Source organism: Sulfurimonas lithotrophica (assembly GCF_009258225.1).
Classification (GTDB): Bacteria; Campylobacterota; Campylobacteria; order Campylobacterales; family Sulfurimonadaceae; genus Sulfurimonas; species Sulfurimonas lithotrophica.
The window spans coordinates 2,059,548-2,082,511 of the sequence record NZ_CP043617.1 but is presented as its reverse complement, the minus strand read 5'-3'; the positions used below and the strand labels follow the sequence as shown (position 1 = coordinate 2,082,511).

At 36.0% G+C, this 22,964-nt stretch carries 21 protein-coding genes; 17 read left to right on the top strand and 4 right to left on the bottom strand.

Features of this window, described 5'->3' with window-relative positions; translation table 11 throughout:
• Nucleotides 1-5: 5 nt before the first annotated feature.
• The 16 genes from FJR48_RS10440 to FJR48_RS10365 are packed head-to-tail and all read left to right on the top strand — an operon-like array spanning nt 6 to nt 19,810.
• Entirely contained in the window at nt 6-395 is a 390-nt protein-coding gene (locus FJR48_RS10440) for an NAD(P)H-quinone oxidoreductase subunit 3 (protein WP_152308070.1), read from the top strand.
• On the top strand, nt 377-886 hold the full coding sequence (locus FJR48_RS10435; protein ID WP_152308069.1) for a NuoB/complex I 20 kDa subunit family protein: 510 nt from the start codon (nt 377-379) through the stop codon (nt 884-886). The genes FJR48_RS10440 and FJR48_RS10435 overlap by 19 nt, the downstream gene beginning before the upstream one ends.
• Nucleotides 886-1,695, top strand: a complete 810-nt coding sequence (locus FJR48_RS10430; protein ID WP_152308068.1) for an NADH-quinone oxidoreductase subunit C — start codon at nt 886-888, stop codon at nt 1,693-1,695. The genes FJR48_RS10435 and FJR48_RS10430 overlap by 1 nt, the downstream gene beginning before the upstream one ends.
• 10 nt (nt 1,696-1,705) lie before the next feature.
• A complete protein-coding gene (gene nuoD / locus FJR48_RS10425; protein WP_152308067.1) occupies nt 1,706-2,947 on the top strand; it encodes an NADH dehydrogenase (quinone) subunit D in 1,242 nt (413 codons plus the stop codon).
• Nucleotides 2,947-3,171, top strand: coding sequence for an NADH-ubiquinone oxidoreductase subunit E family protein (locus FJR48_RS10420; RefSeq protein WP_152308066.1), 225 nt, complete (start codon nt 2,947-2,949; stop codon nt 3,169-3,171). Before nuoD ends, FJR48_RS10420 begins: the two co-directional genes overlap by 1 nt.
• Nucleotides 3,172-3,180: 9 nt before the next feature.
• Entirely contained in the window at nt 3,181-5,223 is a 2,043-nt protein-coding gene (locus FJR48_RS10415; protein ID WP_152308065.1) for an FAD-dependent oxidoreductase, read from the top strand.
• A gap of 9 nt (nt 5,224-5,232) precedes the next feature.
• Complete coding sequence (locus tag FJR48_RS10410; protein WP_152308064.1) at nt 5,233-7,422, top strand: 2Fe-2S iron-sulfur cluster-binding protein; 2,190 nt, start codon at nt 5,233-5,235, stop codon at nt 7,420-7,422.
• On the top strand, nt 7,415-9,904 hold the full coding sequence (locus FJR48_RS10405) for an NADH-quinone oxidoreductase subunit G (protein ID WP_152308063.1): 2,490 nt from the start codon (nt 7,415-7,417) through the stop codon (nt 9,902-9,904). The genes FJR48_RS10410 and FJR48_RS10405 overlap by 8 nt, the downstream gene beginning before the upstream one ends.
• Before the next feature lie 3 nt (nt 9,905-9,907).
• Nucleotides 9,908-10,888, top strand: a complete 981-nt coding sequence (nuoH, locus tag FJR48_RS10400; RefSeq protein WP_152308062.1) for an NADH-quinone oxidoreductase subunit NuoH — start codon at nt 9,908-9,910, stop codon at nt 10,886-10,888.
• Nucleotides 10,889-10,899: 11 nt separating this feature from the next.
• Nucleotides 10,900-11,520 carry an NADH-quinone oxidoreductase subunit NuoI gene (nuoI, locus tag FJR48_RS10395; protein WP_152308061.1) on the top strand — a complete coding sequence of 207 codons (621 nt, stop codon included), beginning with the start codon at nt 10,900-10,902 and terminating at the stop codon, nt 11,518-11,520.
• Between the two features lie 11 nt (nt 11,521-11,531).
• The gene (locus FJR48_RS10390) at nt 11,532-12,107 is read left to right on the top strand and encodes an NADH-quinone oxidoreductase subunit J (protein ID WP_152308060.1); all 576 of its coding nucleotides are present in this window, start codon (nt 11,532-11,534) and stop codon (nt 12,105-12,107) included.
• Nucleotides 12,104-12,412: an NADH-quinone oxidoreductase subunit NuoK gene (nuoK, locus tag FJR48_RS10385; protein WP_152308059.1), complete on the top strand. Its 309-nt coding sequence runs from the start codon at nt 12,104-12,106 to the stop codon at nt 12,410-12,412. Before FJR48_RS10390 ends, nuoK begins: the two co-directional genes overlap by 4 nt.
• 4 nt (nt 12,413-12,416) lie before the next feature.
• Complete coding sequence (gene nuoL, locus FJR48_RS10380) at nt 12,417-14,342, top strand: NADH-quinone oxidoreductase subunit L (RefSeq protein WP_152308058.1); 1,926 nt, start codon at nt 12,417-12,419, stop codon at nt 14,340-14,342.
• A 3-nt stretch (nt 14,343-14,345) separates the two neighbouring features.
• Nucleotides 14,346-15,899, top strand: a complete 1,554-nt coding sequence (locus FJR48_RS10375; protein ID WP_152308057.1) for an NADH-quinone oxidoreductase subunit M — start codon at nt 14,346-14,348, stop codon at nt 15,897-15,899.
• On the top strand, nt 15,899-17,413 hold the full coding sequence (nuoN, locus tag FJR48_RS10370; protein ID WP_152308056.1) for an NADH-quinone oxidoreductase subunit NuoN: 1,515 nt from the start codon (nt 15,899-15,901) through the stop codon (nt 17,411-17,413). Before FJR48_RS10375 ends, nuoN begins: the two co-directional genes overlap by 1 nt.
• A gap of 21 nt (nt 17,414-17,434) precedes the next feature.
• A complete protein-coding gene (locus FJR48_RS10365; RefSeq protein ID WP_152308055.1) occupies nt 17,435-19,810 on the top strand; it encodes a tetratricopeptide repeat protein in 2,376 nt (791 codons plus the stop codon).
• 2 nt (nt 19,811-19,812) lie between these two features.
• Here FJR48_RS10365 and dapB read toward each other — a convergent pair whose 3' ends face one another.
• On the bottom strand, nt 19,813-20,580 hold the full coding sequence (gene dapB, locus FJR48_RS10360) for a 4-hydroxy-tetrahydrodipicolinate reductase (protein WP_152308054.1): 768 nt from the start codon (nt 20,578-20,580) through the stop codon (nt 19,813-19,815).
• A 94-nt stretch (nt 20,581-20,674) separates the two neighbouring features.
• Between dapB and FJR48_RS10355 the strand changes: the two genes are divergently transcribed.
• On the top strand, nt 20,675-21,097 hold the full coding sequence (locus FJR48_RS10355) for a hypothetical protein (RefSeq protein WP_152308053.1): 423 nt from the start codon (nt 20,675-20,677) through the stop codon (nt 21,095-21,097).
• On the opposite strand, the gene trxB is transcribed toward FJR48_RS10355, so the two are convergent.
• The 3 genes from trxB to trxA are packed head-to-tail and all read right to left on the bottom strand — an operon-like array spanning nt 21,094 to nt 22,889.
• Complete coding sequence (gene trxB / locus FJR48_RS10350; protein ID WP_188108648.1) at nt 21,094-22,032, bottom strand: thioredoxin-disulfide reductase; 939 nt, start codon at nt 22,030-22,032, stop codon at nt 21,094-21,096. The two genes, FJR48_RS10355 and trxB, sit on opposite strands and share 4 nt — an antisense overlap.
• 28 nt (nt 22,033-22,060) lie before the next feature.
• The gene (locus FJR48_RS10345) at nt 22,061-22,552 is read right to left on the bottom strand and encodes a hypothetical protein (protein ID WP_152308051.1); all 492 of its coding nucleotides are present in this window, start codon (nt 22,550-22,552) and stop codon (nt 22,061-22,063) included.
• Between the two features lie 16 nt (nt 22,553-22,568).
• Nucleotides 22,569-22,889 carry a thioredoxin gene (gene trxA, locus FJR48_RS10340; RefSeq protein WP_152308050.1) on the bottom strand — a complete coding sequence of 107 codons (321 nt, stop codon included), beginning with the start codon at nt 22,887-22,889 and terminating at the stop codon, nt 22,569-22,571.
• Nucleotides 22,890-22,964: the final 75 nt, after the last annotated feature.

Sequence of the window (22,964 nt, the reverse complement as noted above, 5' to 3'; positions counted from 1 at the left end):
CTTAGATGGAGCATATTACTACTGCAAATCCGTATTTTGGTGTATTTGTACTATTTGTAATCACATTTGGTGCATTTATAGGGACTACGATAATTGCAAGACTCGCATCTCGTGCGTTGGCGGCAAAAGATAGTGAAAAAATTAAACTTTCAGTTTACGAATGTGGACCGGAAGTAACAAAGCAACCAAACAGAGTATCACCTCAGTTTTACCTTTTTGCACTACTGTTTTTACTTTTTGATGTGGAGATTATCTTCATGTTTCCGTGGGCAGTTGACTATAAGGCTTTAGGTTGGTTTGGTTTAGCCGAGATGTTAATGTTTATCGGACTATTGGCAATCGGTTTCGTTTATGCATGGAAAAAAGGAGCGCTTGAATGGCACAACATAAAATAAATTATACACAAGACGGCGGTTTACCCGTAGCACTTACGTCTATAGATAAGATCGTAAACTGGGGACGTTCAAACTCATTGTGGGCACTTACATATGGTCTAGCTTGTTGTGGTATCGAGATGATGGCATCCGGTGCTTCAAGATACGACTTTGACCGTTTCGGTACTATTTTTAGAGCATCTCCACGTCAGGCTGATGTTATGATAGTCGCAGGAACTCTTACAAAAAAACACGCTGAATTTATTAAAAGACTTTATGACCAAATGACTGAGCCAAGATGGGTAATATCTATGGGTTCATGTGCAAATACGGGCGGTATGTTCAACACATATGCAACGGTTCAGGGTGCGGATAGAATTATCCCTGTTGATTTATACCTTCCTGGTTGTGCTCCACGTCCGGAGACACTTCAATACGGTGTAATGTTACTTCAAAAGAAAATTCGTGCAAATAAAGCGGGTCGCGCACAAAAAGCTAAAAGGTTAATGTAATGAGAGCATATAAACCAAAAGATAACGTACAGAAAAAACCGTACTACACAGACAGATACTGGAAAGCTCCTCAAGTAGCAAAGTTTGATGTAGAGAGCGATGCAGTTTTTGCAAAAGATTTAAGTGCAATCAAATCAAAATTTGAAGTTTTAGAAGCGTTTATTCAAGTCGAGCAGATGACTGTGTGGATTAATCCATCTGATATTTATGCCCTATTGGAATTTATGAGAGATGAATTGGAATATACTCAGCTTTCAGAAATGAGTGCTATAGACTTTTTAGCACAGCGTAATGAATTTGAGATCTTTTATCAGATGCTAAGTATGTCTAAGCGTAAACGCATCCGTATAAAATACTCCATTAAAAAAGGTCAGGCAGTTGATTCAATATCAAAACTTTTCCGCTGTGCCGATTGGAGTGAACGTGAAATGTATGATATGTTCGGTATCGAAGCAAATGGACATGAGTTTATGAAACGTATCTTAATGCCGTACGACTGGCAAGGACATCCACTTCTAAAAACTTATCCGCTTCAAGGTGATGAGTTTGCAGCTTGGTATGAAGTTGATAAAATCTACGGAAAAGAAGCACGCGACATTATCGGACCTGAACTTCGTGATACTGCTCAAGTTGACAGATACGATTCAGAGCGTTTTGCTCGTCTTGGTCATGAAGTGCCAAAAGGTATGGACCCTGATAAAGAAGAAAATAAAGATAAAGCACAATCCTACCAAGAAGAAGGCGGTGTGTTTATGATTAAAAAATTAGATAAAGAGTCATCAAAAGTTATTGATGACCCGCAAAGATAGGTGGTAAAATATGGCACAACAAACAAATAGATTAACGCCGTTTTTTGAAAATATTACTTTTGACAGAGAAGATAATGAACTTATATTAAACTTCGGTCCTCAACACCCTTCTGCTCACGGACAGTTACGTTTAATGCTTCATCTTCAACAAGAGCAAATCGTAAAAGCGCATCCTGATGTCGGATATCTTCACCGTGGTATGGAGAAGATGGCTGAAAACATGATTTATAATGAATTTATGCCGACAACGGACCGTATGGACTATATCGCTTCTTCATCAAACAACTACGGTTTTGCATTAGCGGTTGAAAAATTAGTAGGACTTGAAGTACCTCGCCGTGCTAAAGTTATCCGTATGATGATCTTAGAGATAAACCGTTTAATGAGCCACCTTTTCTGGTTAGCTACGACTGCGCTTGATATCGGTGCTATGACTGTATTCTTATTTGCTTTCCGTGAGCGTGAATACTTAATGGATATTATGGAAGGCTACTGTGGTGCACGTTTAACTCATGCAGCTATCCGTATCGGTGGTGTGCCTTTAGATATTCAAGACACTTTTATTGCTCAGCTAAAAACTTTCTTAGATAAATTGCCTGAGAATATTAAAGATTATGAAGATTTACTTGATACTAACCGTATCTGGTTGATGAGAATGGAAGAAGTTGGAACGATACCTACCGATATGGCTTTATCATGGGGTTGTACAGGTCCGATGCTAAGAGCTAGCGGTGTAGCTTGGGATATTCGTAAAGAAGAGCCGTATGAGCTTTATGATGAAGTAGAGTTTGAAGTTCCTTATTCTGATAAAGGTGATAACTTCGCACGTTACCGCATCTATATGGAAGAGATGAGACAATCTGCGAAGATACTTTACCAAACAATAGATATGTATCAAGAGTGTGTGAAAAACAATCAAACTGAGTTAATGGCTCATGCACCTCAGTATGTATCGGCTCCAAAGTTAGACATTATGACTCAAAACTACTCGTTAATGCAACACTTTGTACTTGTTACTCAAGGTATGCGCCCGCCTGTAGGTGAAGTTTATGTTCCGACTGAATCACCTAAAGGTGAGCTTGGTTTCTTTATCAACTCTCAAGGTGGAGCATATCCGTACAGACTTAAACTTCGTGCGCCGTCATTCTGGCATACAGGAATTTTAACTGACCTGTTACCTGGTCACTATATTCCGGATGTTGTATCGATTATCGGTACTACAAATATCGTATTTGGTGAGGTAGATAGATAATGAAAAGATATGACCTTAGACATTTAAAAGATAATTATGAACCTCGTATGAGAGAAATTCTTGATGAGCATAAGCAAGGTGAAGTCGCTATATTTTTATTTGAGATAGGTGATTTTACACCTATCCAAAATTCAGCAGACTTAGTAAAAGAGTGTGGATATGAACTTCTTAATTCACTAAAATTCAACGAAGTTGACTGGACTATCGTTGCTAAAAAAGGTTAAGGGTTAGTTTTGAGTAAAGTTTATTTCTCAACATGGCGCGAAGAGCAAATCAACAATGTCGGTAAAGATGAAGCGGATTGGAAAGAATCAGCTTATGACTTACCGGCACAATATGATGAGCATTCTTCTTCTAAAGCGTTTATAGGTTGGGATGGTGTAGCTCTATTTGACAAAGATGTAGATGTTGTAAAACTTGCAACTGAATACGCTCACCAATATCAAGAGTATTCTGAAGCGTGTGGAAGATGTGCACCCGGACGTTGGGGTGGACGTATTTTATACGACTTATTAGATAAAATTGCTCGCGGTGAGGGTAGCATAGATGATATGAATCACCTAAAAGAGGTTTGTAAATCTATGCAACTTACATCTAAGTGTGAGATTGGTAAAACAGTGCCAAATCCGTTACTTGATTTGATGACACAATTTGAAGATACTTTCTTAGAGTGCATAAATGAGCAAAAGCCATCAAAACATTATAATGAGGATGTGGATTATATAGCTAAAATTACGGCACCTTGTATGGACGCGTGTCCGGCACACGTTGATATACCTGCATATATAGAAGGTGTTAGAGATTTAAGACTAGACGATTCACTACGTGCAACAAGACAAACTATGCCTCTTGCACATACTTGTGGTCGTGTATGTCCACACCCGTGTGAAGATGAGTGTAGAAGAACCAACTTGGATTCTCCTATCTCTATTATGGAGCTAAAACGTCTCGGTGCCGACTATGAGACTGATCACGGTTTAGGTTTTTATCATCCTGGTAAGGGTAAGAAAAAAGCACCTGTTGGTAAAAAAGTAGCAATTATCGGCGCAGGTCCTGCAGGTCTGGCAGCTGCATATTATCTTGCACTTGACGGTATAGATGTAGATGTTTATGAAGCATTACCTGTTCTTGGCGGTGAAGTTACCGTAGGTGTACCTGAATATCGTATGCCGTGGGCTAAATATGAAAAAGATATCGAAGCCGTAAAAGACTTAGGTGTTAATTTTATATTAAACCACAAAGTTACGGCTGATGAGATGCGTCAGTTTGAGAGCGATTACGATGCTACTATGATTGCTTCAGGAACAAGACTTTCTAAAAAAGTTCGTTGTGATAATGAACGTACGGAGATAAAAGGTTACTGGGGTGCGATAGATTTTCTTGATTGGATAAATCTGTATGAAAAATTTGATATCACTACTCCAAAAGAGATACAAGAACAGCAGATGCTTCCGAGCGATCATGTTGATTTAACCGGCAAAGTGGTCGCTTGTGTCGGTGGTGGATTTACATCTATGGACGTTGTTCGTTGTTCTATCCGTGCGGGTGCTAAGCGTGTTATCATGCTTTATCGTCGTGATGAAAAAACAATTATCCGTAACACTACCTACGAAGAGTACCACGAAGCAGTTGAAGAGGGTGTTGAGTTTATCTTCCACTCTGCAGTTGCAAGAATGAATGATGAAAACGATGTTCTAAAATCACTTGATGTAGATAAGTTTGAATTAGTACCAGATCCAGACGGTGGACGTCCTCAACTTGTTAAAATTGAGGGTGCTACGGAGACTATAGAGGTTGATTATCTAATTCCTGCGGTATCACAAAGTGCAGAATTTTCTCACTTACCTGAAGAGTGGGATTTAGAGATGACATCTTGGGCTACTCTAAAAACAAACGGTAAAGATTATATGACTTCTCGCAAAGGTATTTTTGCGGCAGGTGACTGTGAGTACGGTCCTATGACTATTGTTAATGCGGTAGGTCAGGCAAAACGTGCAGCATCTGTAATAAGTCGTTACGTTCAAAACGGTGGTGAAGTCACATTAACTGATGAAGAGATTATGGAAGATCATCTAAGAAAAATGAAGGTTTATGATAAAAAAGAGAAAATTACCGGCTGGTTAGCAGGAGTTCCTCGTCAAAAATCTGAAGTACTAGATGTAAATATCCGTAAATACAATAACCAAGAAGTTAATTTTGGTTTTACACAAGAACAGGCTATTAGCGAAAGTGAGCGTTGTATGCGTTGTTACTATATCGCTATGGTGGCAAAGTAAGGAGGCGTTATGATTAAGTTTAAAATTAATGGAACTGAATTTAGCGCTAACAAGGGTGAGACTATTTTAGAAGTTGCACGTGCAAACGGTATATATATACCGACTATGTGTTATCTTCCAAAAGCTACACCTAGTGCATCTTGTCGTATGTGTAGCGTTGAAGTGGAAGGTCAAGAGGGTTTTGTACTATCTTGTAATACTCCTCCCGTAGAAGGTATTGAAGTAAGAACCGACTCGGATGCACTCTATAAAGAGCGTCAAAACATTATGAAGATGTATAATGTAAATCATCCTCTTCAGTGCGGTGTTTGTGACAAGTCAGGTGAATGTGAACTACAAAATAAAACTTTAGAGTTTGGTGTAGCAGAACAAAACTTTGCCGTTCGCGATCAATCTCGTAAAAAGAAAAAGTGGGGTGTTCATACTTATGACCCTGCTCTTTGTATTCTTTGCGAAAAGTGTACGGTCGTATGTAACGAAACTGTTGGAAATGAAGCATTGTTTATTAAGCCGGGCGGTTACAAATCTCATATAGATATTAATCTTGCTAACTGTATTCAGTGTGGTGAGTGTATATCCGTATGTCCTGTTGGAGCGATGGCATCTACGGAGTTTAAGTATTCATCAAATGCATGGGAGTTAAAACAAGTTCCGTCTTCATGTTCACATTGTTCAAGTGCATGTTCACTTAACTATGAAGTAAAAGAAGGTACGGTTAGAAGAGTTACAAACGAGTTTGAATTTTCAAGTCTTTGCGGTGGCGGTAGATTTGGATTTGATTTTGAAAATAGAGTTTTAAATAAAGATGAAGATTCTTTTGCAGATGCAGTTGAAAATTTTAAAATTGCCAAAAACGTAATATTTACTTCTAATATTACAAATGAAGAAGCATATTTGTTAAACGAGTTAAAGAAAAAATTTGGATTTAATCTTGTTAACGACGAAGCAAAAAAATTCCAGGAGTTTATGGAAAGTTTTTCATCGACTGCAAATATATCCCAATATAATGCAACTCTAAAAGATGTAAGCGGTAGTGACTTTATTGTAAGTGTAGGTTGTTCTATTCAAAGCGACAACCCTATGGTTAAGTTTGCTATGAGTCAAGCCGTAAAATACAATAAAGCATATGTAAGTACGATTCACCCGATTGAAGAGACGCCGATTGCAAATGTAATAAGTCAGTACATTAAAAATGAAGTCGGTAGTGAAGAAGCGGCTTTAGCTATGCTTGCAGATATGTTAGTAGAAGATAAGTCTAGCCAAGAAGAATTTTTTGATTCACTTGATTTAGGTTATTTAAGCGGTGAAAGTAACATATCTGAAGAAGAATTAGATGTACTAAAACTAAAATATGCAAGAGTAAAAAAACCGGTACTTGTATTAGGAGAAGATGTTATAAATCATCCTCGTTCGGCTAATATAGCGGCAATTGCAGGATACTTACAAAAAAATGAGATATTTAAAGTTTTAATTATCCCGACCCTTACAAATACTCTTGGCGTAAGTATGATTTGTGATTTAGATAAAGCACAAGAAGGGCTTAGCATCGGTTACAACGTAAAAGCCGATTATACTCTAAGTGCTAAGAGTGAAGGCGATTTAGATATGCCTGCACTTAATCAACAAGAGGGTACTTTTGTAAATATAGACAAAGACTTGGTTGTACTAAATGCAGCAGCTGATTATGAAGGTTACGAGTTAAACGACATAGCAAATGCTTTAGGTCTAAAAGCTGAGAATGTTATTGAATATACATCTAAACTTGGATTTAAAGAGATTGACTTTGATGATTTAGACAACTACTATGACAATGTCGGTAATGCTCACCGCGGTTATAGAATTGAACCTGTTAAAAATAGAAAAAGACCAAAACTTCAAGAGGTTGATGACCTTGCGGAGTATAACGGAAGCGTGGTTTATTCTAGAAATCCGCTTAGTCATTTTAACGTGTTCACAAAAGACTGTAAACAGTTAAAAGACAAGCCGGATTTAATAGGTTCGGAGCAGTTTGCGATTGCGGCTAAAATCAAATCGGGAGATAATGTAAGGTTTAGTGTAGATGGCGTTGAGTTTACTCGTCATTTTAAGGTGGACAGACGTATGAAAGGTACAGTAGCATACAATCCAACTTTTGATGTCGATGCAAAATCAGCATCTTACAGATACACACAAGTCAAATTAGAGGTTATAAATGAGTAGCAATATTACAATAACGATAAATAACCAAGAGGTACAGACTACAGAGGGTGAATTTATATTAAATGCAGCGCGCGCAAATGATATATTTATACCTGCAATTTGTTATTTAACAAGATGTAGTCCGACTCTTGCATGTAGGATATGTTTAGTTGAGGCTGACGGTAAGCAAGTGTATGCTTGTAATGCCAAAAGTAAAGACGGTATGAATATCACGACATCAACTGAAAACATAGAAAAAGAACGCCGTGCTATTATGGAGGTGTATGATGTAAATCATCCGCTTCAATGTGGTGTGTGTGATCAATCCGGTGAGTGTGAACTTCAAAATTATACTTTAGAGATGGGAGTTGATTCTCAGAGCTATGCAGTTAAAGATGTAGATAGAAGCGATATTGACTGGGGACATATACACTATAACCCGGGTTTATGTATAGTATGTGAGAGATGTACGACCGTATGTAAAGATATGATTGGTGACAACTCGCTTAAGACTGTACCTCGTGGTGGTGATGCTCTTGAAGCTGAGTACAAAGAGAGTATGCCAAAAGATGCATATGCTATGTGGAACAAGCTTAATAAATCTCTTATCGGTTTAACAAGCGGTGAAGAGATGCTTGATTGTACTAGCTGTGGTGAGTGTGCCGCTGTATGTCCTGTTGGAGCACTTGTAGATACCCACTTTATATACAAATCAAACGCATGGGAATTAGAGCAAATCCCGGCAACTTGTGGTCACTGTTCTGCCGGTTGTCAAATATCTTACGATGTTAAACACACAAATATAGCTGATAATACTAAAAAAATATATCGTGTTATGAATGAATGGAACTATGTATCACTTTGTGGTGCAGGTAGATATGCATTTGACTACGAAAACAGAGTTGAAGGTAAAGATGAAGCTGCATTTAAAGCTGCTGTTGAAGCTTTCAACAAGGCTGAATCTATAGAGTTTACTTCGACTATTACAAACGAAGAAGCATTGATATTACAAAAAATCAAAGAAAAAACGGGAGCTAAGCTTGTTAATAAAGAAGCAAAGTCTTTCCAAACATTCTTGAACAATTATAGTGAAGTAAGTGGAACTAGGCTTTATTCAAATGATTTAAAAGCTACTCATAATTCTAACTTTGTAGTATCAATAGGTACTGCAATTAAGAGTGATAACCCAAATGCCAGATATGCACTTAACAACTCTATGACTGTAAATAAAGGTGCAGGACTTTATTTTCATCCTGTAAAAGACCCTGTAATTGAAGGACTTGGAAAATCTATAATGACTGTAGAACATGCTCCGCTTCAAGAAGAGGTTGCACTATATTTAATACTTGACTTGTTTGCAGATAAAGAAAAATTACCATCTGATATCGTTGAATATTTAAGTTCTTTTCACTCTGAAAAAACGGTAACGGTATCTGAAGTTATTAAAGAAAAAATAGTTGAGATGGTTACGGAAACAAAAGTTAATGAAGAGACGGGCGAAGAGGAAGAAGTTGAAGTAGAAAAATCAAAAATGGTACCTAAAAAAATTGAGAAAGAGGTGGTTGTCGATGATAACGCTCTTTTAGATATTTTAGGTCTAGCTGATGGCTTTATGGATGACTTAAATAAAAACCTTAATAAAAAAGATACTTTTGCTTTAATTGCTGGACCTGATTTATACAACCATCCAAATTCTAAAAATTGTGCGCGTTTACTTGCATTAATAGAAAAATGTACAGATTTTAAAATTACTATGATTCCTAGTCTGACAAATACTTTAGGTGTAAGTTTAATTTGTGAGCTTGATGATGAAGCTACGGGCTACACTGTTGGATATAACGTAAAAGCAGACTTTACTTTATCTGCTCTTGGTAACGGTGACTTGGATATGCCGGCTATTAATCAGCAAGAGGGTACTTTAACTTCAATTAACAAAAGGGTTAATCCGACAAATGCCGCACTACCGTATAACGGATATGTATTAAACGATATAGCTAACGAATTAGGTTTAAAAGCGGATTTAACAATCGACTATACACAGATGCTTCCTGTTGAAGCAGGATTTAAAGCTGTACACTTTGATGAATTGCCAAATCATTATGATAATGACGGAACGGAGCATCGCGGATATCTGCTTGAAAATGTAAAAGTTAAGAAAAGTACAAACCAAAAAGTTTCAGAGTTCTCTAATGATAAGTTGGAAGGTAGTTTAATTTATCTAGCTAATCCTGTTAGACAATTTACGGACTTTACTTATAAATGTACAAACGTTGACGAAGTAAGCGGAATATACATGAGTGAAGATTATCTAAACTCGTCTGACTTTAATGAGGGTGATAGTGTTAGAGTTAAAACTGACAATGGTGAGCTAATTGCAAACGTTGTAAGTGATAATAAAATAAGTGGTGACATAGTGTTGTTACCGACTTTTGATTCAAATCTAAATTCAGAGGCTTTATTTAGCGGTTACCGCTTTAGTTTAGCTTCGATAGAAAAGGTGTAGTATATGGAAACAGCATATTTAATAGAAACTATTATTAAAATAGTTGTGATTTTACTTGTATTTTCTGCTTTAGCAGGTTTAGGTACATACTTTGAAAGAAAAGTACTTGCATTTATGCAACGTCGTTTAGGACCAATGTATGTCGGTCCGTTTGGATTGTTGCAGGTTGCTGCGGATGGTGTGAAATTATTTACAAAAGAAGATATTATCCCTACAAACGTAGTTGGACGTATTTTTAAATTAGCACCTGTTATTACGGCTGCTACTGCTTTTATGGCTTCGGCTGCGATTCCGTTTTTACCTTCATTTGAGCTTTTTGGATATAAAGTAAATCCAATAGTATCTGATATAAATATCGGTATTCTTTATATCTTAGGTGTAATGGGTGTAGGTTTATATGGTCCGCTTCTTGGTGGTATGGCATCGGCAAATAAATTCTCACTTATCTCGGCTGCCCGCGGTGCTGCGGTATTTATCTCATATGAGGTTGTTACGGGTCTTTCTATCTTAGCTCCTATTATGATGGTTGGTTCTTTATCTTTAATTGACTTTAATAACTATCAAGCTGAACACGGTTGGATAATTTGGTCACAACCTGTTGCGTTTATTCTTTTCTGGATAGCGGCATTTGCTGAAACAGGTCGTACACCATTTCACTTAATTGCAAACGATCACGAAATTATTGATGGTTTTGGTACTGAGTATTCAGGTATGAGATGGGGTCTGTTCTTTATCGGTGAGTATGCAAATATGTTCTTTATCTCTTTTGTTATCCCGCTTATTTTCTTAGGTGGTTTTGGAGACGGAAGCGTTATGGGTGCACTGGCATTACTTGGAAAAATGGCATTTTTCTTCTTCTTTTTCCTATGGACAAGAGCAGCTTGGCCGGATATCAGACCAGACCAACTTATGTGGTTGTGTTGGAAAGTCTTAATGCCTATAGCGGTGGTAAACATAGTTATCACCGGTTTAGTAATGATGTAAAGGGGTAATTGATGAAAATTGAAGAACAATTTAATAATAGAAACGTAAGCGATAACGGCTACTTTATGGTAGATATCGCTGATTACCCTACTACACCTTGGGGTAAGTTTAAGCGTGTTATGCAAAGAACATTTAGAGGTGAGCTTTTTGTAGGTCTCTGGGTAGTTATGCGTGAGATGTTAAGATTTAACATTCACACCGTACAGTATCCTGAAGAGAAGATGCCGATAGGTCCTAGATACCGTGCCGTTCATAAGATGAAAAGATTATGGGAGAGTGATACTGAGAGATGTATAGGTTGTGGTCTTTGTGAAAAAATCTGTATCTCTAATTGTATTAGAATGGAAACTAAAATTGATGAAAACTCTCGTAAAGAGGTAACTGAATACAGCATTAACCTTGGTCGTTGTATTTTCTGTGGATATTGTGCCGAAGTTTGTCCGGAACTTGCGATTACACACGGTGGTGAATATGAAAATGCATCTGAACAACGTGAACATTTTGTTTTATATGAAGATATGTTAACACCGCTTGATAAGATGAAGGCTGGAACTCAAGAAGAGTTTGAAGGTTTTGGTGCTATTACACCACATGAAGATGAGCGTGTTAAAAAAACACCTCTAGCATATTAAGGAGTATGGGTATGTTTGAAGCTATTGCTTTTTATCTGTTTGCTTTTTTAACTATTGCGATGTTCTACATTACTGTAACGACATCACAAGCGTTATACGCTCTAACGGCGTTAGCGGCAGGGATGATTTTTATTTCGGCATTTTTCTTTATATTAGGTGCTGACTTTTTAGGTGCAGTTCAGATAGTAGTTTACTCTGGTGCTGTTATGGCTCTATATGCTTTTGGGATGATGTTTTTTGATACGACAAGAGAAGTTAAAGAGAAAAAGGGTAATCAGTATCTTGTAGTAGGTTTAGCTACTATCAGTGCTGTTTTAGCCGTTTTAATATTTGCAGCTCCAATTATCAGTGATAATATTACGGCACTTTATCCGGCAGGGACAGAAGGTAATACACAAGAAGTCGGTATGGTTTTATTTACAAAATATCTAGTACCTTTTGAAGTAGCTGCCGTAATGCTTTTAGTAGCTATGATTGCAGGTATTGTATTAGCAGGTAAGAAAATGGACGAATCATTAACTCTTATGACTGAAGAAGAGATCAAAGATATGCGTGCCGAGAAAATGAAACCAAAGGACCTTAAATGATAGAAATTGGATTAAATCACTATCTTGTATTATCGACAATCCTTTTTGCTATAGGACTTGTTGGCGTAATGAAGAGAAAGAATCTTTTAATGCTGTTTTTCGCTACTGAGATTTTACTAAATTCTGTAAATATCTCTTTTGCGGCAATATCACATTATTACGGTGACCTTACGGGTCAAATGTTTGCATTTTTCGTAATTGCTATTGCAGCTAGTGAAGTTGCTGTTGGACTTGGTTTATTGATTGTTTGGCATAAACGCTACAACAACATTGACCTTGATTTTATGACAAGAATGAAAGGATAAACTAATGGAATTATTTTTATATACTGCACTGTTTTCACCACTAGTCGGTTCTTTATTTGCAGCACTTTTCGGCTCACGTCCAAAGACTCTGATAGCGGGTGTAGTTCCAAGTATATTGCTTGGTGTATCACTTCTTAGTTCAACTATACTTTTAGTATTGGTTTTAACAACAGGGCATACACTTCATGTAGAGATGATGACGTGGATGGCTACGGGTGACTTATATATCCCTTTTGGATTTGTAGTTGACCAAGTATCTGTTACTATGATGATGGTTGTAACTGTTGTTTCAACTGTAGTTCACGTATATGCTATCGGATATATGGATCACGATAAAGGTTTTAACCGTTTCTTTGCATGGTTATCGGCATTCGTTTTTTCTATGATGGTACTTGTTATGAGTGATAACTTCGCAGGTCTTTTCATCGGTTGGGAAGGTGTTGGTCTTTGTTCATGGGGTCTTATAGGTTTTTGGTATAAAAAAGAGAGTGCAACTTGGGCGGCAAACGAAGCGTTTATTATGAACCGTATCGCTGACCTTGGTATGCTTATAGGTATCTTCTTAGTATATTGGAATACGGGAACTCTTCAGTATGCAGAAGCTTTTGCTGCGATGCCTGGACTTGACACTATGACACTTACTTGGATTGGTATTTTCTTATTTGTAGGTGCTATGGGTAAATCTGCGCAGTTTCCACTACATACTTGGCTTGCAGATGCGATGGAAGGTCCTACCCCTGTATCGGCTCTTATCCACGCTGCGACAATGGTAACGGCAGGTGTTTACTTAGTAGTTCGCTCAAACGAGTTATATGCACTTATCCCTAACGTTGGTCTATTTATCGCAAGTCTTGGTGCTTTTGTTGCTATCTTTGCAGCTACAATGGCACTTGTTAATCGTGATATCAAGCGTGTTATCGCATACTCAACTCTTTCACAACTAGGTTATATGTTTGCAGCAGCAGGTCTTGGTGCTTACTGGGTTGCACTTTTCCACTTAATGGCTCACGCATTTTTTAAAGCTTTATTATTCTTAGGTGCAGGTAACGTTATGCACGCAATGCATGATGAGTTAGATCCGTTTAAAATGGGTGGACTTGGCAAGACTATGAAAGCTACTATGATTATGATGACATTAGCTTCAGTTGCACTAGCAGGTATCTTCCCGTTAGCTGGTTTCTTCTCAAAAGATTTAATCTTAGAGGTTGCATTTGTCGATCATCACTTTATCATCTATAGTGTACTACTAATCACTGCGGGTTTAACTGCATTTTATTCATTTAGAATTATTGCACTTATCTTCCACGGTGAAGAGCGTCACTTAGAGTTTGGTATCCATCCTCATGAAGCTTATAAGTTTATGTTAGTTGCTATGAGCCCGCTTTTAATCTTAGCAATTATTGCAGGTTTCTTATTTAAAGGTACGTATTTTGATATGGTAACGGCTATATTACCGGATACCGAGTATCATGTTCACTCGGCTACAACTTATTGGATTATGACTATAGGTACTCAACTGTTTGTAATCCTCTCAATCGCATTTGCATATAAAAAATATATGTCAAAAGATATCAAAGTACCCGACGGTACAAGTAAAATGGAAAATAGATTTTGCTATAAATTATTAAAAAACCAATACTATATTCCATATTTTTATCAAGAATATTTTGTAAAACCATATAGAGAATTATCAACTCTTTTCTGGGAAAAAATTGATATGAAAGTTGTAGATGCTACAGTTGACGGTGTTGCTAAAATACTTTACTCAACAGGGGAGAATACAAGAGGGATGCAAAGTGGAAACTTATCTACTATGCTTAAATGGATGGTAGCCGGTCTTATAGGTTTACTGTCATTAGCTGTTGTTTTTGGACTAGCAGCAAGATATTCTGGTGAGATAAACAATATCTTATCAGGTTTAGGAGTTTAATAGATGTTAGATCATATCTTATCGATTTTAATTTTCTTTCCGGCAGTAGCTGCTATCTTTGGTTTTGCAATACAAAAAGATAGTGTACGTGCATACGGTACGGCGGTTGCAGCTATAGAATTTGCACTCTCATTATTATTATGGTATTCATTTGATTCAAGTGTATCCGGTATGCAGTTTATGGAACAAGTTGCATTAGTGCCTGCATTTGGAATTAACTATATATTAGGTATTGACGGTATTTCACTTTTCATTATCATTTTGGCTTCATTTTTTACTATGATAGGTATAGCTTCTCTTAGTGACACTAAAGATGAGAAAAACCTAATAATTACATTACTATTTTTACAAATGACTATGGTTGGTGTTTTTGCTGCTTTAGATGCTATAGTGTTTTACATTTTCTGGGAACTTTCACTTGTACCGATGCTATATATAATCGGTGCATGGGGTGGTCCTCTTCGTATATATGCATCTGTTAAGTTCTTTTTATATACGTTTGCAGGTTCACTTGTAATGCTAGTCGGTATTCTTTTCATGGCATATTTTTACTACCAGGCTACCGGTGCATGGAGTTTTGCAATCTTAGAATGGTATAGACTTATTTTACCTGAGTCATTCCAAATGTGGTTATTTGTGGCATTTTTTCTTGGGTTTGCTATCAAGGTTCCAATGTTTCCGTTCCATACTTGGTTACCGTACGCTCACGGTCAAGCACCGACTATCGGTTCGGTAATACTGGCGGCGATTTTACTTAAAATGGGTACATATGCGTTTATCCGTTTTTCACTTCCACTGTTTCCGGATGCTTCTGTAGCATTTATGTTCCCGATAGCAGTTATATCTATAATTATGATTATATACACTGCTATGGTTGCTTATGCACAAAAAGATGTTAAACAAGTTGTTGCATACTCATCTATTTCGCACATGGGTGTTATTATACTTGGTACATTTGCGTTAAATGTAGAGGGTATTTCGGGCTCAATCTTTTTAATGATTGCTCACGGTGTCGTATCTGGTGCATTGTTCTTACTTGTAGGTGTTATCTATGACAGACGTCATACAAAACTAATGAGTGAGTTTGGTGGACTTGCATCTGTTATGCCAAGATACGCTACAATTTTTGGAATCATGTTAATGGCTTCAGTCGGTTTACCTTTAACTATCAACTTCGTAGGTGAATTCTTAAGTTTATTAGGGTTTTATAAACAATCTCATATTTTAACTTTACTAGCAGGTACTGCAATTATCGTTGGTGCTATCTATATGTTGGCAGCTTATAAGAAGATGTTCTTTGGAGAAGTTACTAAAGAAGAAAATAAAAATCTTCCTGATGTAAACAAAAGAGAATTGGTAGCTCTTATTCCATTAACTATCCTAACTGTTTGGTTAGGTGTATATCCTAAACCTGTTTTAGAACCTATCAATAACTCTGTTGAGTCTGTTGTTCAGTTAATGCACGATAAAGCTATTTCAGAGGAAGCAAAATCTCGTATACCTAATTTGGTTAAAGGTGTTGAGATTACAGAAACTACAGCTAAGGAGGTACACTAATGTCACCGGTAAACGTATCAATGGAATCATTGAATCTAGTTACACTAGCACCTATGCTAACTCCAATTGTTGGTGCTCTTTTAATTTTAATAGTAGATCTTTTTAAAGGCGGACTTGATAAGAGTTTATATGTAATGCTTAGTTTCTTATTTTTAATAATTGACTTTGGACTATTGCTCGATAGTGCATCGGTGTTCTCAGAAGCGGGAACTATGATGGGTGTGTTTGACGTTATGTTGATAGACGGTTTAGCGATTATTTCTCAGTTTATAATCGTTGGAGCATCACTTCTGTTTATTGCTCTAGCGTTAACGCCAAAACGTTTCCATGAATTTTCATACCCTGAATTTTTTGCACTGTTTTTATTTATGATTGGCGGATTCCAGTTCATGGTTGCAACAGATAACTTAATCTTAGTTTTTGTTGGACTTGAAACAGCTTCACTCGCATTATATACTATGATAGCTATGCATAACCGTGATAAAAGCTTTGAAGCTGCGGTTAAGTACTTTACTATGGGTGCATTAGCGGCAGGTTTCTTCTCTTTTGGTGCTATGGTATTTTATGCACTTACGGGAAGTGTAGAAATAAATCAAATTGCTGCTGTATTAAATGCAAATAATTATGCCGATATAGGTTATGTGCTTGTAGGTGTAGCATTTATCCTTGCATCGTTTGGATTTAAACTTTCAATGGTTCCTTTTCATACTTGGACACCTGACGTATATGAAGGAAGTTCTGCGGCATTAGCGGGTTATATGTCAATAGTTCCAAAAATAGCTGGATTCGTTGTAGCTATGCGTATATTTGAATTTTTAATTCACAGTGGAATAGTTTGGTTGGAAGTTGTTCTTTATATCGTTGTTGTAGTAACTATGACGGCTGCAAATATCTGGGCTCTTGTTCAAGACGATGTTAAACGTATGCTTGCATATTCATCGATATCACATGCAGGTTTTGTAATGGCTGCTATCTTAATTGGAACGACGCAGGCAAATTCGGCACTATTTCTTTACTGGATTTTATTTAGTTTTACAAACCTTGGTTCATTCTCAATGCTTTGGATTTCGCGCCAGAAAAATCTACCTTCATACCAAAGTTCAGACCATACGTTTGAAAAGTTTTCGGGAATGATAAAAACTTCACCGGTGGCAGCTTCGATTATGGCACTGTTTATGTTAAGTTTAGCAGGTCTGCCTCCTTTTGCACTGTTTTGGGGTAAAATGTATATGATAAGTTCTGCCGTAAATGCCGACTATAAAGTTTTAGCTTTAGTAATGGCGCTTAACTCTGCTATTGCGGGTTATTACTACTTGAAACTGATAGTATATATGTTTATGAAAGAGCCTTCAGCTCAAAGTATAAGCAGTAGCGGTAAAATTTATGTAGCAAATGCATCTACATCGCTTAAAACAATAATCGGTTTTGCCGCTGTAGGAACTATATTTGCTTTTATCGCAATAAACCCAATATTAGAATTCGTTACATCTTTTGTATATAATAGCGGGTATTAATATTATATAAAAGGAGTATAGTTGTTAAAAGTATTTCTTTTACTCCTTTTGACTCTATTTTCTAACTCCTTGGCACTGGAAATTTCTATAAACGGTGCTAAGGAAAACCATCAAAAATATTCAACTTTACATATTAGAGATACGGATAAGTTTCTTTGTCAAAAAGAATTAGACGATTTTGAAGCTACCAGTAAAGTTATCTGTGCATTTTCAAAAGAACCAAGCCAAGATATAAAAAAAATTCAAAACGATTTTTTTATTGTAGATACCAAAATAAAAAATAAAACATTTTTTCTTATAATAAAACCGTTTAAAAAAATGAAATTAGTACCTGTAGTTTTTGATTTAACCAAGGATAAGAGTGTATATTCATCTGAAATAAAGCTCTCAAAACATTGGATGCTAATAGGGTATGATGAACAAATCCCTTTTATAAAAGATGAAAAGTACAATGAAAAAGCAATAAACTTTCCTTTTATAATGGATACAGATACACTGCCTTATGTAGGTGGTCTTGATGTGGAAGGTAAGCCTGTTAAAGTAAAGCAGGTAGAAGATATAAAAGAGTTTATAAAAATAAAAAATCTATATGCAAAAAAAGATTATGAGAGAGCACTCGATAAAATAGAAGATATCTTAATAGAATATCCAAATACACTTTTTAAACCCGAAATATTATTTTATAAAATAAAAGTTTTTGACAAAATGGATAGAAATGAGGGTATATTAAAGTTATCAAAAGTATTTTTAAGAGAATATTCATCAAATGACAATATAGCCGAGGTTTTATCTTTAACTGCAAAAGCATATGCAAACCTAGGGCAGGGGACAAATGCCGATTATTTTTTTGACAGGTTATTTGATGAGCATCCTAACAGTGTATATTCAAAATGGGGTTTGTTGTATAAAGGAGATATGCTTGAAGATGAAGGTGCAGTTTCTAAAGCAGTAGTTTACTACGAAAGAGCACTAAATGAAACAAATGATATAGATGTAGCAGTTAATGCTGCTTTTAATTTGGCAAAATATAACTTAAATCTATTTAAAAAAGAAAAAGCCAATGAGTATATATCTAAAATTTTAAAGGCAAAACCGTCTTTTTTCAAAGAACATTATAATGCATCCAGAGATTTAATGGAGCAGTTTTTAGAAGAGAAAGAATATAAAAGCGCGGCTGATATTGCAGGAGCATTGTTAAACGGGCAAGGTAAAGATGATGATGATGCCGAATGGCTACTAAGAAGTCAAGGTGTTTGGCTGAGTAAAAGTGAAAATAAAATTGAAGCATTAGAACCTCTTAAAAAATATTTGAAGCTGTATGAGTACGGTTTATATCTTGATGAAGTGCAAGTTGCAAAAGACGGTTTGTTTTTTGATGAGAGTATCAATGATGATAATATAAGTAAAAAACTTGCTAGATATGATGAACTAATGGAACTTTACAAGGGTGATAGCATTGGAGACAGGGCTATATACGAAAAAGCAAAAGAGTTAAATAAAAATCAACTCTATAAAGATGCCCTGGATATGGAGGATAAGCTTTTAAAACTCGATAATACTATATATACAGATATAAATCAAATACTTCAGGATGCAGCTGTTGGTTTTATGAAACAATCTTTAGAAAAAAGAGAATGTAACGAAGTCTTGGTTACGTCAAATAAATACAAAATTGTCTTATCTGATGAATGGGATGACGGTATATATGAGTGTGCTATGCAAGGTTCAGATTATACCTTAGCCAGAAAAACATCTACTAAAAATCTAAATTCAAAAAATATAAACCATAGAAAAAAATGGTTATACAGACATATAAAACTTGATTTTGCCACAGGGAATTATAGTGATGTACTTCAGGCATCAAAAGAGTTGATATCTTTGGTTAATTTTAATAAAGAATCTGAGTATTTAGATATATATAGAATAATTTTTGATACATACCAAAGGCTTGAACAGAATGATAATATGTTAAAGGCTATAGCAGATTTAGAAAAGCTGTATGGGCTTAACTATAAGGATATCGAAAGATATATAGCTGTTATGGGAATAGGTGTAGATAAAAAAGATAACACTATCGTTATAAAATATGCAAAAGATATTATGAATTTGCAAAACAGTTCAAAGTCATACTCTCAGTCACCATACGTTGAGTTTAGCATCTATGAAGCATATATAGATATTGAAGAATACAATAAAGCACTAGAGGTTATAAAATCTTTGGAAAATATAGAATTAAAACCAAAAGACAGAGTTAGACAAAAGTATTTGCTTGGAAGCGTATATACAAAACTGTGGCGTGATGAAGAAGCTAATAAAGCTTATGATGAGGTTATAAAGCTTGATCCAAACTCTGCATGGGCAGAGCTTGCAAAAAGTGCAAAAGATATATCTAAATAGATTTATAGTTCTAAACAGTCACTTATAGTATAAAGACCCTCTTCTTTATCTACAAGCCAAGAAGCTGCACGAATAGCACCTTTGCTGAATGTATTTCTTGAAGTTGCCGTGTGGTTGAGTTCTATGAACTCGCCATCATTATAAAAACCTACGGTATGACGACCGACGATATCTCCACCGCGAAGAGCCATAACACCGATTTCGTCCTTAGTTCTTTCACCTATATCTCCGTCACGCCCACTTACTCTAACTTTGTTTAAATCAAGTCCGCGTCCGCGTGCTGCCGATTCACTCAGTGTAAGTGCAGTTCCGCTTGGGCTGTCTTTTTTATGTTTATGATGCATCTCTACTATCTCAATATCAAAATCTTCAAGTGCCGCTGATGCTTGATAAACAAGTTTATTCAGTAAGGCTACACCCAGTGACATATTTGTTGCATATAGTACGGGCATTTTTTCACTTGCCTGTTTTAAAAGATTTGCCTGATGAGTGCTTAAACCTGTTGTTCCTATTACAAGTGGTTTAGGGTGTTTAAGCGCACCTTCTAAAAGAACTTCACATGCATCAGGGAGAGAAAAGTCTATAACTATATCACAAGCATTTAAAAAAGCATCTATATCCGATGATACTAAAACTGAAGGATCAACATTAAAATCAAGATTATTTCTAACAAAGACACTGCTTAAAGAGATATCGTCAGTTGTTTTTAAATCTTCTAGTATTAGTTTACCAACGCGACCATTTGCACCAAATACACCAACTCTTGTCATAATAATTTACCTTGTTTATTGTTTTTAAAATGATATCAAATCTTTATTTTATTTTTGTTAAAAAAAGGTGGTATAATTTTTTTAAAGGCATAAAATGAATTTAGATGAACAAACAAAAATAAGATTAGAGTCAGAAGTAAACAGAGTACATGATGCATGTAAAAGGTATGAATCAAATACTTCAAGTGCCATAGTATATCATGAAAAAGATATAGATTTAGTTTTGTTTGGAAGCTTTTTAAGAAAAAATGACAAAATAATAAAGCTCGATAATCATCATCATTTTATAATGTTTTGCTATACATCCGAATCAGAAGCGTACGAAGCTGCAAAAAATCTACTTTCTAAACTAGATAGTCATTTTCAAAATACAACTTCATGTATAGCTATAGATTCCGCTTGTAAAAATGATTCTACAAATATGATGATAAATAAACTTCTTCTAATAATCAAAGAAACCAAGAAAAACTCGGTTTCAAGAATAGAATACGATGATATCTTGGACGAGATAGTTTAGCTTAACTTCTCATCTACGTAAGATATAGCTTGAAGAGCTGCAACTGCACCGTCACCTGCGGCAGATACAACCTGCTTTGGAGCTGCTATACGCATATCTCCTGCAGCCCATAAACCTTCACATGAAGTTTTCATACTTATGTCAACTATAACTTGACCTTGCTCGTTCATGTCACAAAGGTAAGAGCCGTCTTGTTGCATAAGAGTTTGGTTGTTTACATCATTGCCGACAAAAGTAAATATACCGGGAACTTCGATATCTCGAATCTCGCCGTCTTTATTTTTTACTTTTAGTCCCGTTACACCCATAGCATCACCATATACTTCTTCAGGAGACGAGTTTAGAACAAGTTCGATATTGTCCGTATTTTTTACGCGTTCAACCGTATTTGGAGCTGAACGGAAAGTATCGCGTCTGTGCACAAGGTAAACTTTATTACATATTTTCGCTAAATAAAGTGCCTCTTCCAAAGCAGTATCACCGCCGCCTATAACTACAACGTCTTTACCTTTATAGAAAAAACCGTCACACGTAGCACAAGTACTCACACCTTTTCCAAAAAAATCATTTTCACCCTTAAATCCTGCACGGCGTGGGCGGCTACCGGTTCCTATGATAACAGAATGTGCTTCATCAACTTTTCCGTCACCACGATATATTTTAAATATATCTCCCTCTTTACTAACACGTGTTACTTCAACCATTTCATGTTTAAGTCCAAATCTTTGACATTGTTCAGGCCAAGGCTGCATCAGATCCATACCCGTAATTTCACCTGTAACACCGGGATAATTTTCAATTTCTGAAGAGTTTGTAATCTGACCTCCGGGCATCCCTTTTTCATACATAACTACGTTTTCTAATCCACCGCGAGTCGTATATAATCCTGCTGTAAGTCCGGCAGGTCCACCGCCGATAATTGCACAATCCAAAATAGCCATTTTTATATTCCTTAATTCTATTTTATAGTTTATCTACTTCTTTTGATAAAGCATCCAAATTATCTAATTTTCGTATCATACTATCTTGTTTATAAAGAGTATCTTTTGTTTTTTTTATAAAAAAAATAGATGGGGATTCATATATATTAAATCTCTGAATAAAGTTTAGTGAGTTCTTTGTGCCAGAGCGTAAAAAAGTTGTCGAATCAGAATTTTCTCTAACCGTGTTGTAATAATCAATAGCAATTATAGGTATATTCAAATTGGTATTTGCAAGTTTGTTTTGAGTATCTGCATCCCTAGATGAGTAAAACACGACGACATATTTTTCTTCTTTGGGTGTAAAAATATTACTTTTTTCGTAAAAAACCCATTCTTTAAAATCTATAAATTTATATTCTGAAAATTTGTAGTTGAAGTATGCAAAGGCTGTGGCTATAAGTGCCGAGCCAAAAAAAGAAGCAAGAAGTGTGGAAAGAGAAAAGAGGCTTTTACCTCCTTTACTTTTTGCCACGACTACCCTTGAAAACTTACGCTAAATGAGCGTCGATTTTTTCTGCTAGAGCTTGTTTAGATTGTGCCCCTACAACTTGATCTACCATTTCACCGTCTTTAAAGAACATGATAGTAGGGATAGAACGGATACCGAATTTTACAGCTATATCTTGTTCTTCGTCTGTATTTACTTTACAGATTTTAGCTTTACCTTCATACTCTTCGGCTAACTCTTCAATAACCGGAGCAATCATACGACATGGACCACACCAAGGAGCCCAAAAATCTACTAAAGATACACCTTCACTCAATGTTGCTTCAAAATCTGCACCTGTTAATTCTAAATATTTTCCCATTACAATTTCCTTGTATTTTTTTTAATTATTATGAGAGTATTATACAATCACAACTTTAAATGAGACTTTTGTATT

Coding starts and splice junctions, on each gene's coding strand:
- nuoL (WP_152308058.1), top strand. CDS start 12,417: ATGGAATTATTTTTATATACTGCACTGTTTTCACCACTAGTCGGTTCT.
- FJR48_RS10430 (WP_152308068.1), top strand. CDS start 886: ATGAGAGCATATAAACCAAAAGATAACGTACAGAAAAAACCGTACTAC.
- FJR48_RS10435 (WP_152308069.1), top strand. CDS start 377: ATGGCACAACATAAAATAAATTATACACAAGACGGCGGTTTACCCGTA.
- FJR48_RS10355 (WP_152308053.1), top strand. CDS start 20,675: ATGAATTTAGATGAACAAACAAAAATAAGATTAGAGTCAGAAGTAAAC.
- nuoD (WP_152308067.1), top strand. CDS start 1,706: ATGGCACAACAAACAAATAGATTAACGCCGTTTTTTGAAAATATTACT.
- FJR48_RS10375 (WP_152308057.1), top strand. CDS start 14,346: ATGTTAGATCATATCTTATCGATTTTAATTTTCTTTCCGGCAGTAGCT.
- FJR48_RS10440 (WP_152308070.1), top strand. CDS start 6: ATGGAGCATATTACTACTGCAAATCCGTATTTTGGTGTATTTGTACTA.
- FJR48_RS10405 (WP_152308063.1), top strand. CDS start 7,415: ATGAGTAGCAATATTACAATAACGATAAATAACCAAGAGGTACAGACT.
- nuoI (WP_152308061.1), top strand. CDS start 10,900: ATGAAAATTGAAGAACAATTTAATAATAGAAACGTAAGCGATAACGGC.
- nuoH (WP_152308062.1), top strand. CDS start 9,908: ATGGAAACAGCATATTTAATAGAAACTATTATTAAAATAGTTGTGATT.
- FJR48_RS10410 (WP_152308064.1), top strand. CDS start 5,233: ATGATTAAGTTTAAAATTAATGGAACTGAATTTAGCGCTAACAAGGGT.
- dapB (WP_152308054.1), bottom strand. CDS start 20,580: ATGACAAGAGTTGGTGTATTTGGTGCAAATGGTCGCGTTGGTAAACTA.
- trxA (WP_152308050.1), bottom strand. CDS start 22,889: ATGGGAAAATATTTAGAATTAACAGGTGCAGATTTTGAAGCAACATTG.
- FJR48_RS10420 (WP_152308066.1), top strand. CDS start 2,947: ATGAAAAGATATGACCTTAGACATTTAAAAGATAATTATGAACCTCGT.
- nuoK (WP_152308059.1), top strand. CDS start 12,104: ATGATAGAAATTGGATTAAATCACTATCTTGTATTATCGACAATCCTT.
- nuoN (WP_152308056.1), top strand. CDS start 15,899: ATGTCACCGGTAAACGTATCAATGGAATCATTGAATCTAGTTACACTA.
- FJR48_RS10390 (WP_152308060.1), top strand. CDS start 11,532: ATGTTTGAAGCTATTGCTTTTTATCTGTTTGCTTTTTTAACTATTGCG.